The 15,577-nt window shown below is 62.5% G+C and carries 16 protein-coding genes and 1 pseudogene; 6 read left to right on the forward strand and 11 right to left on the reverse strand.

Features of this window, described 5'->3' with window-relative positions; translation table 11 throughout:
• Positions 1-86 precede the first annotated feature (86 nt).
• Both NKH22_RS06850 and NKH22_RS06855 read left to right on the forward strand, forming a co-directional pair.
• On the forward strand, positions 87-680 hold the full coding sequence (locus NKH22_RS06850) for a BA14K family protein (protein ID WP_023690328.1): 594 nt from the start codon (positions 87-89) through the stop codon (positions 678-680).
• Between the two features lie 167 nt (positions 681-847).
• On the forward strand, positions 848-1,132 hold the full coding sequence (locus NKH22_RS06855) for a PilZ domain-containing protein (RefSeq protein WP_023685169.1): 285 nt from the start codon (positions 848-850) through the stop codon (positions 1,130-1,132).
• Between the two features lie 81 nt (positions 1,133-1,213).
• Here NKH22_RS06855 and ilvC read toward each other — a convergent pair whose 3' ends face one another.
• The 3 genes from ilvC to NKH22_RS06870 form a co-directional block, all read right to left on the reverse strand.
• Positions 1,214-2,233: a ketol-acid reductoisomerase gene (ilvC, locus tag NKH22_RS06860; protein WP_027050236.1), complete on the reverse strand. Its 1,020-nt coding sequence runs from the start codon at positions 2,231-2,233 to the stop codon at positions 1,214-1,216.
• Positions 2,234-2,256: 23 nt separating this feature from the next.
• On the reverse strand, positions 2,257-2,922 hold the full coding sequence (locus NKH22_RS06865) for a TetR/AcrR family transcriptional regulator (protein WP_081839871.1): 666 nt from the start codon (positions 2,920-2,922) through the stop codon (positions 2,257-2,259).
• Between the two features lie 143 nt (positions 2,923-3,065).
• Positions 3,066-3,524: a MarR family winged helix-turn-helix transcriptional regulator gene (locus NKH22_RS06870; protein WP_023731255.1), complete on the reverse strand. Its 459-nt coding sequence runs from the start codon at positions 3,522-3,524 to the stop codon at positions 3,066-3,068.
• Positions 3,525-3,619: 95 nt separating this feature from the next.
• On the opposite strand from NKH22_RS06870, the gene NKH22_RS06875 reads away from it, so the two are divergent.
• Together NKH22_RS06875 and NKH22_RS06880 are read left to right on the forward strand one after the other, a co-directional pair.
• On the forward strand, positions 3,620-3,925 hold the full coding sequence (locus tag NKH22_RS06875; RefSeq protein WP_023690332.1) for a Rieske (2Fe-2S) protein: 306 nt from the start codon (positions 3,620-3,622) through the stop codon (positions 3,923-3,925).
• Between the two features lie 19 nt (positions 3,926-3,944).
• On the forward strand, positions 3,945-4,685 hold the full coding sequence (locus tag NKH22_RS06880) for a glutathione S-transferase family protein (RefSeq protein WP_198025529.1): 741 nt from the start codon (positions 3,945-3,947) through the stop codon (positions 4,683-4,685).
• On the opposite strand, the pseudogene NKH22_RS06885 reads toward NKH22_RS06880, so the two are convergent.
• Together NKH22_RS06885 and NKH22_RS06890 are read right to left on the reverse strand one after the other, a co-directional pair.
• Positions 4,642-5,883 (reverse strand): annotated as a pseudogene (locus tag NKH22_RS06885) (FAD-dependent oxidoreductase); the annotation flags it as partial. The gene NKH22_RS06880 and the pseudogene NKH22_RS06885 overlap by 44 nt on opposite strands.
• A 75-nt stretch (positions 5,884-5,958) precedes the next feature.
• Positions 5,959-6,366 carry a winged helix-turn-helix transcriptional regulator gene (locus tag NKH22_RS06890; RefSeq protein ID WP_023690335.1) on the reverse strand — a complete coding sequence of 136 codons (408 nt, stop codon included), beginning with the start codon at positions 6,364-6,366 and terminating at the stop codon, positions 5,959-5,961.
• Between the two features lie 138 nt (positions 6,367-6,504).
• Here NKH22_RS06890 and NKH22_RS06895 point away from each other — a divergent pair, with 138 nt between their 5' ends.
• Entirely contained in the window at positions 6,505-7,395 is an 891-nt protein-coding gene (locus tag NKH22_RS06895; protein ID WP_023706160.1) for an SDR family oxidoreductase, read from the forward strand.
• Between the two features lie 50 nt (positions 7,396-7,445).
• Here the strand turns inward: NKH22_RS06895 and NKH22_RS06900 are convergent, their stop codons facing one another.
• The 4 genes from NKH22_RS06900 to NKH22_RS06915 all read right to left on the reverse strand — a co-directional run bounded on the left by NKH22_RS06900 (position 7,446) and on the right by NKH22_RS06915 (position 13,315).
• Positions 7,446-8,486, reverse strand: a complete 1,041-nt coding sequence (locus NKH22_RS06900; RefSeq protein WP_352668956.1) for an SDR family oxidoreductase — start codon at positions 8,484-8,486, stop codon at positions 7,446-7,448.
• A gap of 36 nt (positions 8,487-8,522) precedes the next feature.
• Positions 8,523-10,442, reverse strand: a complete 1,920-nt coding sequence (locus NKH22_RS06905) for a potassium transporter Kup (RefSeq protein WP_286459217.1) — start codon at positions 10,440-10,442, stop codon at positions 8,523-8,525.
• A 141-nt stretch (positions 10,443-10,583) separates the two neighbouring features.
• On the reverse strand, positions 10,584-12,497 hold the full coding sequence (locus NKH22_RS06910; protein ID WP_023823130.1) for a potassium transporter Kup: 1,914 nt from the start codon (positions 12,495-12,497) through the stop codon (positions 10,584-10,586).
• A 77-nt stretch (positions 12,498-12,574) separates the two neighbouring features.
• Positions 12,575-13,315 (reverse strand): pyridoxine 5'-phosphate synthase, encoded by a 741-nt coding sequence (locus NKH22_RS06915; protein ID WP_023690926.1) that lies wholly within the window; start codon positions 13,313-13,315, stop codon positions 12,575-12,577.
• A 112-nt stretch (positions 13,316-13,427) separates the two neighbouring features.
• Between NKH22_RS06915 and NKH22_RS06920 the strand changes: the two genes are divergently transcribed.
• On the forward strand, positions 13,428-13,847 hold the full coding sequence (locus NKH22_RS06920; RefSeq protein ID WP_352909242.1) for a SpoIIAA family protein: 420 nt from the start codon (positions 13,428-13,430) through the stop codon (positions 13,845-13,847).
• Positions 13,848-13,881: 34 nt separating this feature from the next.
• On the opposite strand, the gene NKH22_RS06925 is transcribed toward NKH22_RS06920, so the two are convergent.
• A complete protein-coding gene (locus tag NKH22_RS06925; RefSeq protein ID WP_023822147.1) occupies positions 13,882-15,009 on the reverse strand; it encodes an ATP-dependent DNA helicase in 1,128 nt (375 codons plus the stop codon).
• 307 nt (positions 15,010-15,316) lie between these two features.
• Complete coding sequence (locus NKH22_RS06930) at positions 15,317-15,559, reverse strand: hypothetical protein (RefSeq protein WP_155921648.1); 243 nt, start codon at positions 15,557-15,559, stop codon at positions 15,317-15,319.
• Between the last annotated feature and the right edge of the window lie 18 nt (positions 15,560-15,577).

Consider the following 15,577-nt stretch of genomic DNA (forward strand, 5'->3'; position numbering starts at 1 on the left):
CATCCTCCGTTCAGACGCCAAGGTCCATCAATAGGCCACTTCCCTGGGGTATCCGGGCGTGGGGCCTGTATCACTTGGAGAGTGCAATGAGCTCGCTCTTTTCGTCCACAGTCAAATCCGGGCTGTTAGCGCTCGGTCTTTTCTCGGGTCTCACGGCGCCATCCGCCGCGGGCCCGATCCTGCAGCCGGACTTGTCGGTGCCGGCAAGCACCGCATTGTCTGACATCACACCGGTTCGCGACAGCTGGGCGGGCGGCAATGACCGCCGCTCCTTCAACGATTGGCAGTGGCGCCGCCACGACAGCCGTCGCTTTGCCGGGTCAGGCAACTGGAACAACGGCAATTGGAATGGCGGCAACTGGAACGGCGGCGACAACTGGCGCTGGCGCCATCACCGCCACCATCGCGGCCGTGATTTTGACACCGGCGCCGCAGCAGTTCTCGGCCTCGGCCTGGGTCTCGGCCTCGGCAGCATCTACAACAACGGCTACTACAACAACGGCTATTACAATGACGGCTACTACGTGCAGCCGGCGCCCCGCCGCTATTACCGCACGCAGCGTCTGTCCAGCGCCCATGTCCAGTGGTGCTACGACCGCTATCGGTCCTACCGGGCCTGGGACAACACGTTCCAGCCCTATGGTGGCCCGCGCCAGCAATGCTGGTCGCCCTACAGCTGACCTATAAACGACAATAAACGACGGCGCCGCCCCATCGCGGCGCCGTTTTCATTTGGGAAAGACGGCTGGATTCGGTCACCGCTAACCATATGTTTATCGGCTCAGCCTATCCATGATACGGTGCCCCATCTGACGATCGCGCCGATCCGGTTGCGAAGGACGCCGTCATGGCCGACAACGAGTTGCGAAACAAACACCGGCAGCGCGTGCTGAAGGGCGCGACGATTCTGACTGGCCTCACCAATTCCGAGGTCAAGTGCACGGTCCGCAACATGCATGCCGGCGGCGCCGAACTGAAAGTGTCGATAGACGCGCGCGTGCCGGACGAGTTCCTGCTCTATGTGCCTGTCGACGGCATCGGCTACAAGGCCATCGTGCGTTGGCGCCGCGACGACCGCATCGGCGTCGAGTTCACCGGCACCGAGCCGAAGCCGCATTGGCACTATGGCTGAGCGTCCTGATCGATAAACCGGCATGAAAGAGCCGGCGGATCGCTCCGCCGGCTCTTTGCTCCCAATCCTGACGACTGCGGGTTAGTTCTTGGCCTTGTCGACCAGCTTGTTCTTGGAAATCCAGGGCATCATGGCGCGCAGCTTGGCGCCGACTTCCTCGATCTGGTGGCTGTCATTGTTGCGGCGGATGCCCTTGAAGCGCGACATGCCGGCGCGGTATTCCTGCATCCACTCCGAGGTGAATTTTCCGGTCTGGATGTCCTTCAGCACGCGCTTCATCTCGGCCTTGGTCTCGGCGGTGATAATGCGCGGGCCAGAGACATATTCGCCCCATTCGGCTGTGTTCGAGATCGAGTAGTTCATGTTGGCGATGCCCCCTTCATAGATCAGGTCGACGATCAGCTTGACCTCGTGCAGGCACTCGAAATAGGCCATTTCGGGCGCATAGCCGGCTTCCACCAGCGTCTCGAAACCGGCGCGGATCAGTTCGACCAGGCCGCCGCAGAGCACGACCTGCTCGCCGAATAGATCGGTCTCGCATTCCTCGCGGAAATTGGTCTCGATGATGCCCGAACGGCCGCCGCCGACGCCGCAGGCGTAGGACAGAGCGAGATCGAGCGCATTGCCGGAAGCATCCTGGTTGACGGCGACCAGGCACGGCACGCCGCCGCCCTTCTGGTATTCGCCGCGCACTGTGTGGCCGGGGCCTTTCGGCGCGATCATGACGACATCGACGGTCGACTTCGGCTCGATGAGGCCGAAATGCACGTTGAGGCCGTGCGCGAAGGCAATCGCGGCGCCGTCACGAATGTTTGGCGCGATTTCGTTTTTGTAGATGTCGGCCTGCAATTCGTCAGGCGTCGCGATCATCATCAAATCGGCCCATTTGGCAGCGTCCGCCACGCTCATCACTTTCAGGCCATCAGCCTCGACCTTCTTGGCGGTCGCCGATCCCGCCTTGAGGCCGATGGCGATTTCCTTGGCGCCGGAATCCTTGAGGTTGAGCGCGTGCGCCCGGCCTTGGCTGCCATAGCCGATAATGGCGACCTTCTTGCCCTTGATCAGATTGAGATCGGCGTCGCGATCGTAATAGACACGCATCTTTTGCTTCCTTCCCACAGAGATTAGAGGCCTTGCGGCCCGGTTTTTGCTCCATAAAGAGCGAGAAACTGCTGCGTCGCCCGGGCGGCATCGCCGCCGATCGCCGCTTCAGTCAATTCCAGCCTGTCGCCGAGCAGCAGACGGATCTGCACGTCGCGGGCGACCAGCCCGAAAAAGGTCCGGAACGCCATTTCGGCGTCCGTAAAGTCGAGCAGCCCGGCCTGCTTGCCGGCAAGCAGCACCGGCTTCAACCGTCTGGCCAGCGCGAAACGGCCATTCTCCAGCACGATCGCGCCGAGATCGTCCTTTCCGGATCCGGCATGGCCGACCGCGACGCGGTTCAGCGCGATCGAGGTATCGCTCGAAATCACCTTCAGCCAGTCCGAGGCGAAGCCTTCCAGGCTTGCCGTCAGCGAGGCAAGATCGAGCCGCTCACCGTCGACCGGCACCACGCGCACTTTCGATGCCTGCCACTGCACGGTCGCCGTCAGCAATCCGTCGCGGTCGCCGAACCATTTGTAGAGCGTTTCCTTCGAGCAGCTGGCGCGGCGCGCCACCGCCGTCATGGTCAGATTGTCGCCCTCCTCGACCAGCAGCCGCAAAGCCGCGTCCAGGACGGCCGTTTGCCGCTCTGTCAGCACTTCGCTGGTATCGATCTCGGCCCTTGCCTGCAACAATTTCCTGCCCATTCAATGAGGTCGCCGGGTCGCCTCAAACGGCGTACCGTACGTTACGGTTCGGCATATTGCGCAATCCTGTGCTCGACGCAAGGGGTTAGGTAGAAAAATCGTCGACGTGAGAGCCGCCGAGCAAACCACGAGATTCTGACGGATCAATCATCGGCGGGCGGATGGCGCAGCTCTCCAAGCAGGCTCGCCAGTATCTTCAGCTCCTCCGCGGAGAGTTTTGCGCCGACCAATTCCGCAATCGACCGTCCATAGACAGCCCACATCCGTCGCCGCGTCTGACGGCCCTTGGCCGAGATGCGGATGGTCTGGCCGCGGCCGTCATCGGCAACCCTGAGCTTCTCGACCAGTCCGTCGGCCTCGAGGCGCGCCAGGAGCCGCGAGATGTTGTACTGCGCAAACAGAGTGCGCTCGGTCAGCTGGAATGGCCGCAGCCCGCCCTCGCCCGCCTCGGCGAGTTCATGCAGCACGTCATACCAGTCGAGCGGCGGCAAGCCGCTGGTCTTCAAAGCCTCTTCCGCCTTTTCGATGAGCTGGCGCGAAACCCGCATCAGGCGGGCCCAGGCCTTGACGGCTTCGGGCGAAGGCGTGGTTGTTTTGGTCATGACCCATCCTAGGCGATAGATGCAGTTGCATCAAGCTTGACGGTCAATGCACTTGCATCTATATGCATGCAATTGCATCAATCCGGGAAAGATCCATGAAACACGAAATCTGCAAAGTCGCCGACGTCCCACAGACGGGCAGCCTGATCGCGCCATTCTTCGGCCGCGAGGTCCATATCTGGCGCAGCGGTGAGCGCATCCGCGCCGCCGCCAATGTCTGCCTGCATTTCGGTGGGCCGCTCGACTGCAAGGACGGCAAGCTGGTCTGCCAATGGCACGGTGCCGCCTTCGACATGACATCAGGCGACCGGATCGAAGGTCCGGCGCCAAAAGCGTCGCGACTGATGTTCCTGTCGACGCGCGTCGAGGACGGCGCGTTGAACTATGTCTGGGGAGAGTGACATGCCTGAGAAGAATGAAATGACTGATAAGAATGAAATGACTGGCAAGCTCATTCTCGTCAGCCATCATCTATGCCCCTATGTCCAGCGCGCCGCGATCTCGCTGACTGAGAAGGGCGTGCCGTTCGAACGCGTCACCATCGACCTCGCCAACAAGCCGGACTGGTTCAAGGCGATTTCGCCGCTGGGCAAGGTGCCGCTGCTGATCGTCCAGGCAAATGGCGAGGAGACGGTGATCTTCGAATCCGCCGTCATTCTCGAATTCCTCGAGGAGACGCAAGCCAATCCTCTGCATCCGGCCGACGCCTACGCCCGTGCCCGGCATCGCGCCTGGATCGAGTTCGGCTCGGCGACATTGAACACCATCGGCCGGTTCTACTCGGCTTCGACGGAGGCCGCCTTCCTGGCAGAGTCCACGGCACTTTCGGCCATGTTCGATCGTCTGGAGGACGAACTGGCCGACCAGGCCGGACCGTGGTTCAACGGCGAGCGCTTTTGCCTCGTCGATGCCGTCTACGGCCCGGTCTTCCGCTATCTCGACGCCTTTGACCGGATCGGCAATTTCGGCATTCTGGACGGCAAGCCATTGGTCCAGGCCTGGCGCAAGGCGTTGAGCGAACGCGCCTCGATCAAGGGTGCCGTGGCGCCGGACTATCCGCAGCGGCTGCGTCTATTCCTGCGTGCGAGAAATTCGTTTCTCTCGACCCTGATCCCGCCGGATGATCTGGCCAGTGCACCTCCTCTAGCCCGATCCGCCTGAACGGATCGATCAGCGTGCCGGCCACCATCGAGGCAAGCACGCTTGGCACTGGCGGGATTTTGGCGATGGTTGCCACCAGCCTGTCGCGGAAGAAGGGCAGCATCGTGCCGTCCGACTGGTAGAACGGCGTCAGCGCCAGCGACAGCAGCTGGAAGATCCGAACATGCCATCGCCGCGCCCGGGCGTAGCTTTCCAGCGCTGCCTCGACGTTGCCCGTTTGTGCCAAGGCATGGCTGAGTGCTGCCGCGTCGAGCAGCGCCATGTTGGCGCCTTGCCCGAGCTGCGGGCTGGTCGAATGCGCGGCATCGCCGATCACGGCCAGCCTGCGGCCGGCCGGCAGCTTCATCGTGTGGTGGCCGTAGCGCGCCAGCGACAGCTGGTCGAAGCTGTCGATCTGGCTGGTGAACGCCTCGCACTGTGGCCACAGCGAGACCAGTCTCGCCTTCCAGGCGTCGAGCCCTGCCGCGCGCACGTTTTCGGCATCCGCCGGCTTCAGGCTCCAGAAGAACGCCGCCATCTTTTCCCCGCCCGGCTCCGGTCGGCCGATCGGCAGGACGCCGATCATCACGCTGGCCTTGTCGTAGCGCTGCAGCAGCGCATTTTCGTCGAAGCCTTCGCGCCAGCCGAGCGAGGCCCAGAACGCGCCGTAAGTGAGCTGCCGCGGCTGGGCCGGATCGTTGAGGCACCGGCGCAGCTTCGAACGCGAGCCGCTGGCGTCGACGACGAGGTCGAACGGCCCTGCCCTGCGGCCCCCCACCGTTCGGCTCTTGTCGAAGATCAGGCTTGCCCGCTCACCGACGTCCAGCGCCTCGATCTCGACACCGGTTTCCATGGCTATGCCTTGGCGCTGCGCGGCGCGGAACAACACGTTGAACAGCGCCGCCCGGTGCACCGCCAGCCCGAAGCGGCCGCCAGGCTGCGCGTCGTAGCGCACGGCGAGCACGGTGCGGCCGCTCGAGGCATCGGCGCCATGCAGACGCTCGATGCGGCTGCCGAGCGCCAGAATGTCGTCGAGCAGGCCGAGATCGGCAACCACGCTCAGCCCGGTCGGCTGCAGGATCAGTCCGGAGCCGACGGGCTTGGGCTCCTCGAAACGTTCGAAGATGGTGACGTTATGGCCCGCGCGCTTGAGATAGAGCGCGGTGGCGAGCCCCGCCGGGCCGGCGCCCGCAATCGCGATGTCGAGAGATTTTTCCATTGCCCGCCCAACTACTGGCCGGACAATCCTTCAGCGCCATTGTCAAATCAAGCCTTTGCTGCATGGACCAAAATATCAGCCACCGGCGTCGAAGGCAGCGCGCGCCTTGCGCACCGCACCATGGTTGAGTTCGGCCCACAGGATCAATTGATGCAAGGCGCCGAACATCGAACGGCCGAGATCGGTCAGGCTGTATTCGACGCTTGGCGGCTTGGTCGGGAACACTTCGCGATGAACAAAGCCGTCGCGCTGCAGATCGTGGAGCGTCTGGGTGAGCATGCGCTGCGAGATGTCGGGCACCAGGCGCCGCAACTCGCCGAAACGATAGGGCTGCTCTGCGAGCGCCGCCATCAGCAGCGAACTCCATTTGCCGTTCACGCCCTGCATCACGTCGCGAACCGGGCAATCGGCAATGTTTGCGCCATCGCTGGTGGCTTTGAATATATTGAGCTTGGTTCTCAGATTGACGACCTTGCCGTCCATGGCTGCTGGTTCCCTGGCGGTGCCTACCTCCCTAAAAACTGCCTTCTTTACGGTGGCCGGTCAATTCTTATTTTAGTGCTGGTCTCTTTTTGAGACTGTCAGAAGCACCCGCCACCCGGCGCAATTTCAGGATCCCCCATGACCGCAACCCTTCTCGTCACCGGCGCTTCCGGCCAGCTTGGCCGCGGCGTCATCAACCACCTGCTGGACACATTAAAGATCCCCGCAAACCGCATCATCGCCACCACCCGTACACCCGCCAACCTTGCCGATCTGGCGGCGCGCGGCGTCGTCGTCAGAGCCGCTGACTTCAACGACCCGCAATCGCTTGCCGAGGCCTTCGCGGGAGCCGACCGGGCACTCGTCATCTCGACCAACGAACTTGAGGTACAGGGGAAGCGGCGCGAGCAGCAGCTTGCGGCGGTGACGGCGGCCAAACAGGCTGGCGTCGGCCACCTGCTGTACACCTCGATGCCCAACCCCGAGCCTGGTTCGCCGGTTGTTTTCGCGCCCGACCACTACGACACCGAACAGGCGATCAAGGCGAGCGGGATCCCCTACACGATATTCCGCAATGGCTGGTATAACGAGAACCTGTTCATGGCGTTGCCGCAGGTTCTGGCGTCGGGTCAGTGGTACACCTCCGCCGGCGACGGCGCCATTTCCTACGGCACGCGTGACGATTTCGCGGCGGCGATCGCAGCGGGGCTCGCCTCGGACAGCAGCGAAAGCGCGACTTACACGCTCACCGGCCCCAGTGCGTATACGGCTGCCGAAGTGGCGGCGTTGGTCACCGAGGTCACCAGCAAGCCGATCAAGGTCATCCAGCTTTCCGACGAAGCCCTGACCGAGGGAATGAAGTCGGCCGGCCTGCCTGAACCCTTCGCCAAGGTGCTGGTGTCGTTCGACGCTGCCGCACGCGCAGGTGACCTCGGCATGGTGACAGACGCGGTCGAAAAACTCTCCGGCCGAAAGTCGGTGCCGCTGAAGCAGTTTCTGGAGACGAACAAGGCTGCACTGGCCGGCTGAAAGCTGCCGTTGCGGGACGCCGAGCCCTTAAGGTTCGGCCTCCCGCACAATTACTTACGTCGCTTGACCAGTCCCAGCCGGATCAGGCTTTCGCCCGTGGCAATCAAAGCATCTTCGCGCGAGCGTGGCGCCCAGCCGAGCACGCGCACCGCCTTGGCGTTGGTGGCGTTCTTGATCTTGCCCAGTTCCGTTGCGAGTTGGGCCGCTTCCGGATTGAACAGCCCGATGATGCGCACCAGCCAATCGGGAAACTCCCGCGTCGAGACGCGCGACGCCGCCGGCCCGAGCCGCGTCTTCAGGGTCTGCGCGATCTCGCGGACCGTCATGAAATCGCCGGCGACAGCGAGGAACCGTTCGCCCTTGGCGGCGGGGTGGGTCATGGCGCGAACATGCAGATCCGCCACGTCGCGCGCGTCGACGACGCCGAAGGACAGGCGCGGCAGCCCAGGCACGGCGCCGTTCAGCATGCGCTGGACAAATTCGGTCGAGGTCGAATGGTCCGCGCCGAGCACCGGTCCAAAGATGCCAACGGGATTGACGACCGCAAGCTCCAGCGCGCCGCCCTGCTCGGCGATGAAATCCCAGGCCGCGCGCTCGGCGAGCGTCTTGGACTTCACATAGGCGCTGACCTTGCCTGCCGGATCGGTCCAGTTTTCCTCGTTGAAAGGCTGCCCATCCGCGCGCATTTTGCCATAGCCGACGGCCGCGAAGGATGAGGTGAGCACGACGCGCCTGACCCCGGTATCCCGCGCCGCCCGCAGCACGCGCAACGCGCCCTCGCGCGCCGGAAGGATCAGGTCATCCTCATGCGTGGGCACGCCGGGCGGAAAAGGCGATGCGACATGCAGCACGTAATCGCAGCCGGCCACCGCCGCCGGCCAGCCTGCGTCGGCCATCAGATCGGCATGGGCGAATGAAAGGGCGTCACCGGGCTCCGTGCCACCTGCCTTGAGCATGGCGAGCACATCGGCTTCGCGCCTGGCCGATCGCACGGAGGTGCGGACGCGGTAGCCGGCCTTCAACAGTTCGAGGATGCAGTGAGCGCCGAGGAAGCCGGACCCGCCGGTGACCAGCACCAATTCGCCGCTCATATTAGCCTCCTCGACGATTTATCCCTTCGAGACCCCTCAGATCGCCACCTGCGTGCCGATCTCGACCACACGTCCGGTCGGGATCTGGAAATACTCCGTCGCATCGGCCGCCGAGCGGGCGAGCCCGATGAACAGCTTGTCCTGCCACACCGGCATGCCGGAATTGGGCGATGCCTTGAGCGAGCGCCGCGACAGGAAGAACGAAGTCGTCATGATGTCGAACTTCCAGCCCTGCTTGCGGCAGATCGCCAGCGCGCGCGGAATGTTGGGCTGCTCCATATAGCCGAAGGTCAGCGTCACCCGCATGAACAACTCGTTGACTGTCTCCATCTTGACCCGCTCGCTGTCGGGCACCAGCGGCTGCGGGGCGGTGACCACCGACAGAATGACGTTCTGCTCGTGCAGCACCTTGTAGTGCTTCAGGCTGTGCATCAGCGCTGTCGGCGCGCTTTGCGGATCGCTGGTCAGGAACACGGCGGTGCCGGACACCAGCTGCGGCTTCTTCTTCAGCAGATTGCCGGCGAGGAAATCGAGCGGGATTTCGTTGCGCCGGGTCTTGTCGAACAGATAGCGGCTGCCGCGCACCCAGGTCCACATCGCCAGAACGATGGTGAAGGCCACCGCAAGCGACGCCCAGCCGCCCTCGAACACCTTCACGATGTTGGAGGCGAAGAAGCCGATGTCGATGAAGCCGAACAGCGCCGTCATGGCGACCGCCACCCACAGCCGCCATTTCCAGATGCGGGTCATGACGACGAACAGCAGCACCGTCGTCACCAACATGTTGCCGGTCACCGAGATGCCATAGGCGGAGGCGAGCTTGCTCGACTCGCCGAAACCGACGACCAGCAACATCACCGCCAACGCCAGCAAAACATTGACGCGCGGCATGTAGATCTGGCCCGACTGCCGTTCCGACGTGTGCAGGATTTCGAGGCGCGGCAGCATATTGAGCTGCACCGCCTGCCGGGTCAGCGAGAAGGCGCCGGAGATCACCGCCTGGCTGGCGATAACCGTCGCGGCAGTGGCCAGCACCACCATCGGGATCAGCGTCCAGCCTTCGTTCATCTCGAAGAATGGGTGGCCGACGTGACCGTTCTTCGCCAGCACGAAAGCGCCCTGCCCGGCATAGTTTAGCAGCAGGCAGGGAAACACGATGGCCAGCCAGGCGAGCACGATGGGCTTGCGGCCGAAATGGCCCAGATCGGCATAAAGCGCTTCGGCACCGGTGACGGCGAGGAAGATGGCGCCGATGGTCACGAAGGCGACATCGGGCGAATTGATCAGGAAGGCGACGATGTAGTGCGGGCTGACCGCCCACAGGATTTCGGGATCGGCGATGATGTGGTTCAAGCCCGAAAGACCGATAGCCAGGAACCAGACCGCCGTGATCGGCCCGAAGATCAGCGCCACACCGCCGGTCCCGAAGCGCTGCACCGAAAACAGGATCGCAAGGATGACCAGCGTCAGCGGCACGACGTAGGGCTGGAAGGTCGGGGTAACGACATTCATGCCTTCAACCGCCGAAAGCACCGAGATTGCCGGCGTGATGACGGCGTCACCGAAGAACAATGACGCGCCGACAATACCGATGGCCAGGATGATCGCCGAGCGGGTCGGGAAACTGCCGCGCGCCAGTGCCATCAGCGACAGCACGCCGCCCTCGCCTCGGTTGTCGGCTCTGAGCACAAACATGATGTATTTGATGGTGACGATAATCGTCAACGACCAGATGATCAGCGACAGCACGCCCAGAATATCGCCGCGCTCGGCGATTTCGCCGCCGGAGGACGCAACAAGCGCTTCCCGGAAGGCGTAGATCGGGCTGGTGCCGATGTCGCCATAGACCACACCGAGCGCGCCCAGCATCAGAACTTTGGTGCTGTGCTGTTCGATTTCGGGATGGCTCGATTGTTCGACGGGTTCTGCCTCAATACCAGCATTGGTAAGGGCCATGGACGACACTCCGATAAGCGCGCGGTGCTCTACGCTTGCTGCGATGCAATATCAAGTGCCGTGACGGTAGGGCTACCATGTTCCCAGCGCAGGGCTTGCCCCGCAATGACCGGTGCGTGGCGTCAAAGGCTGCCGGAAACCTCAGATCGCCACCTGCGTGCCGATCTCGACCACACGTCCGGTCGGGATCTGGAAATACTCCGTCGCATCGGCCGCCGAGCGGGCGAGCCCGATGAACAGCTTGTCCTGCCACACCGGCATGCCGGAATTGGGCGATGCCTTGAGCGAGCGCCGCGACAGGAAGAACGAAGTCGTCATGATGTCGAACTTCCAGCCCTGCTTGCGGCAGATCGCCAGCGCGCGCGGAATGTTGGGCTGCTCCATATAGCCGAAGGTCAGCGTCACCCGCATGAACAACTCGTTGACTGTCTCCATCTTGACCCGTTCGCTGTCGGGCACCAGCGGCTGCGGTGCGGTGACCACCGACAGAATGACGTTCTGCTCGTGCAGCACCTTGTAGTGCTTCAGGCTGTGCATCAGCGCTGTCGGCGCGCTTTGCGGATCGCTGGTCAGGAACACGGCGGTGCCGGACACCAGCTGCGGCTTCTTCTTCAACAGATTGCCGGCGAGGAAATCGAGCGGGATTTCGTTGCGCCGGGTCTTGTCGAAGAGATAGCGGCTGCCGCGTATCCAGGTGGTCATGATCAGCCCCATGAGGCAGGCAACGGATATTGACACCCATCCGCCTTCCACGATCTTGACGACATTCGCCAGGAAGAAACCCATGTCGATGGTGCCGAACAGCAGCGCCAATGCCAGGGCGAGCCCAAGCTGCCATTTCCACAAATTGCGCATGACAACGAACAGCAGAATGGTTGTCATCAGCATCTCGCCGGTCACCGAAATTCCGTAAGCGGAAGCCAGCGAACTCGAGCTGCCGAAGCCGACAACCAGCAGCATCACTCCCAGGGCGATGAGCAGGTTGACGCGCGGCATATAAATCTGGCCGCTCTGCATTTCGGACGTGTGCTGCACCTCGATGCGGGGCAGCAGGTTGAGTTGCACTGCCTGGCGTGCCAGCGAAAAAGCACCCGAGATCACCGCCTGACTGGCGATCACGGTGGCGGCCGTTGCCAAGCCGACCATTGGCATCAGCGCCCAATCCGGCAACATCTCGAAGAATGGATTGGTCGGCCTGCCGCCATTCGCCAATACAAAGGCGCCCTGGCCGAAGTAGTTGAGCAGCAGGCAAGGAAACACCACGGAAAACCACGCGAGCACGATCGGCTTGCGCCCGAAATGTCCAAGGTCGACATAAAGCGCCTCGGCCCCCGTTACCGCCAGGAACACTGCACCAACGGTCACGAAAGCGGCGGTCGGCGTGCCGGCTAAGTAGGCGATCGCATAATACGGGTTGATCGCCAACAGCACCGAAGGATCGTCCATCAGGTGGTAGAGCCCGGAAACGCCGATGGCCAGGAACCATAGCGCCGTCACCGGCCCGAATACTGCCGCCACCTTCCCCGTGCCGAAGCGCTGCACGGAGAACAGAAATGCCAGGATGACCAAGGTGATCGGAACGACATAGGCCTCCAGCGTCGGTGTCACCACTTCCAGGCCCTCAACTGCCGACAGCACGGAAATGGCCGGAGTTATGATAGCGTCTCCGAAAAAAAGCGACGCCCCGCAAAGTCCGATGCCGAGGATAAGCTTGGCGCCTTTTGGATAGGCGCTGCGCGCCAGCGCCATCAGGGACAGCGTGCCGCCCTCGCCCTTGTTGTCGGCGCGAAGCACGAAAGCGACGTATTTTATGGTGACGATAATCGTCAGCGCCCAGACGATCAGCGACAGCACGCCCAGGACATCTATACGCGTGTCGGTACCAGGCGAAGCGTGAAGCGCCTCGCGGAAGGCATAGATCGGGCTGGTGCCGATATCGCCATAGACGACGCCAAGCGCGCCCAGCATCAGAACTTTGGTGCTGTGCTGTTCAGTGTGGGAGTGGTTCGGTTGTTCGACGGGTTCAGCCTCGCTACCGATGCTGGAAAGAGCCATCGACTACTCCCCGATCACCGCGCGGTGCGCCTTGCTTGCTGTCATGCGATATCACCTTCGACACGAGCCTTCCACCGCTACCAACCGCAAGCCTTCAGAAACCGCCCCACCGTGCCGGCCATGCCATACTCCAACGCATCGGCTGTCAACCCGTGTCCGATAGACACTTCGGCCAATGCCGGAATGCGCTTTGCCAATGCCGGAAGGTTGTTCACCACCAGATCGTGCCCGGCATTGACCTGGAGCCCGGCGGCGAGTGCGGCATCCGCGGTTTTTCCCAATCTTTCCAGCTCCTTCCGCGCCTTGGCGGAATCGGAATGGTAGCTGCCGTAGGGCCCGGTATAGAGCTCGATGCGGTCGGCGCCGGTGTCGCGCGCGGCATTGACGCCGGTGGGATCCGGATCGGAAAACAGCGACACGCGGAAGCCCCCTTTTTTCAGACGCTTGACGATCGGGATAAGGAACGCCGCCTCGGCGGCAAAGTTCCAGCCATGGTCCGATGTCGCCTGCGCCGGATCGTCGGGCACCAGCGTCACCTGCTCCGGCTGGTGCCTTTCCACAAGCGCCAGAAAATCCTCGGTCGGGTAGCCCTCGATGTTGAATTCCGCCTTGGGAAACTCGTCGTCGATCAGCGCCCGGATCTCCGGCAGGTCGGAATGCCTGGTGTGGCGCTCGTCGGGCCGCGGATGAACCGTCAGCCCGTGCGCGCCGGCCGCCAGCGCCAGGCGGCCGAGCCCGGTGACGCTCGGCCACGGCAGGTCGCGGCGGTTGCGCAGCATGGCGATGGCGTTGAGATTGACCGAGAGTTTCGCGGGCATGGCGTGAGGTCCGGCTGTTTGTGCAGCGCATCTATACTGCCTTTGATGGGAACAGACAGGGGCTTTCGGGTGTTCCAGTGATGACATCTGCTCGCAAGGGGGAACCCAGCCAATGAATTTTCTCCAATCCGTGCCCGCGATCCGCCGCCTCGAAACCAACCGTGAGGACCTTTTCGCCATCGACGTCGTCGGCCATGTATCGGCCGCCGACGGCGAAAATCTGTTCGGATTGCTGGAGGCTGCCTACGCGCTGCACCCGAGGATCGACGTCTTGGTGCGGCTGGTCGACCATGAGGGCGTCGACTGGATCGATATGGACGACGAGACGCTGAAACAAGGTACGGTTCATGCGCTAGAGCATATCGCCCGGTGCGCGACGATCGGTGAGCAGGACTGGATAGCGGATGCGCGGAACTTCCTTCCGGCTTCGCCACCCATCGAGTTCAGGCACTTCGCGGCCGAGGACGAAGCGGATGCCTGGCAATGGCTGGGTGCGACGCCACTCAGCCCTGCTGCGCCGGCTGCTACCTGACGCCGGCTATCTAACGCCAGCTATCCAACGCCAGTTATCTAACAATCGTCAGCCGCTCTGCCGCCCGCGTTATGGCAGTATAGAGCCAGCGCTGGCGGGTTTCCTTGAACGCCCAGCTCTCGTCGAACAGCACGACATCGTTCCACTGCGAACCCTGCGCCTTGTGCACGGTCAGCGCGTAGCCATAGTCGAAATCGTCAAAGCGCTTCTTCTGCTGCCAGGGGATATCGGCGTCCGGATCCTCGAAAGCCGACTTGAGCAGCTTGATCTTGGCGACGTCGCGGTCGGGATCGTCCTCCTCGGGCGAGACCAGAAGGTTGATGCCCGGCTTCACCGTCTCGCGCGACGAGGTCATCACCTTCCACAGCGAACCGTTGAGCAGGCCCTTGGCGGGGTCGTTGCGCAGGCAGACCAGCTTGTCGCCGGCCTGCGGATAATCGGCATTGAAACCCTTCAGCTCGCGCAGGCGCTGATTGTAGCGGCGGCGTGTGCGGTTGGTGCCGACCAACACCTGGTCCGCCTTCAGCACCAGCTCCTGGGTGACGTCCTCCTTGCCGATGACCTGCGCGCTGCCGTAGTCGCCGCGCATGAACTCGCGGCCCTCGCGCACGTCGAGCGCCAGCTGGATGATCGGATTGTCGCGCGCCTGGCGGTGGATTTCGGTCAAGAGCACATCCGGCTCATGCTCGGTGAAAAAGCCGCCGCCCGAGATCGGCGGCAGCTGCGCCGGATCGCCAAGCACCAGGATCGGCGTGCCAAAACTCAGAAGGTCGCGGCCAAGCTGCTCGTCGACCATCGAGCATTCGTCGATGACCACCAGCTTCGCCCGTGAAATAGGGCTTTGGCGATTGAGCGAGAAGGTCGGCGACATCGAGGTCTTGCCGGTCACCTCGTCCGACACCGATTCCTCGCCCTTCGGCCGGTAGATCAACGAATGGATGGTGCGGGCATTGACCGCGCCCTTGGAACGCAGCACCTGCGCCGCCTTGCCGGTGAAGGCGGCGAACTGCACCTGCCCGTCGACATGCTCGGCAAAATAGCGCGCCAGCGTGGTCTTGCCGGTGCCGGCATAGCCGAACAGCCGGAAGACCTGCGGCCGGCCCTCCTTGAGCCAGCGCGCAACCGCTTTCAGAGCCTCGTCCTGTTGGGGGGAGAATTCCATCGGTTCGACAGACCGGATTCGCGAGAGAAAGACAAGCTTGGTGCCAACCACCGCTTAAAACGATGGGATTGCCTCACCTTCAACGCAACAAACTAGCAGGCGCACTTGGGAACGTAAAGTGAACATGCAAGCGGATAACGGACGATTTGAATTCAGGCATTTGAACCTAGATCGGGCAATGCCACTATCACGGACACGATCGAGATGCAGATCGGCGCAGACACCTATAAGCGAGGATATTGATGAGGTCGTTCGCAGACAGGCTGATCGGAAAGTCGATAAAGAAGATCGAAATCGGCGAACCTGGTTATGGCATCGTTGTCTCCTTGTCGGATGACGCAGGGTTCGCGATATATACCGAGGTCACGGCCTGTCTGAGTGACGAAAATGCCAGAACCATAGACGTGTTACCATCAGCGACGAGCAAGTGATCCTCCACTTGGGTGACAACGACTTCGTCGCCATTTCCAAAAACCGTGGCCGCTTCGCCGTCGTTGAGGCGTTTGTCTATGGGGACGACGAACGCATGGTCGTCGAAAATTAGTTGCATCGGCCGCCAGATTTCAAA

The sequence above is a fragment of the Mesorhizobium sp. M1252 genome, from assembly GCF_040318265.1.
GTDB lineage: Bacteria > Pseudomonadota > Alphaproteobacteria > Rhizobiales > Rhizobiaceae > Mesorhizobium.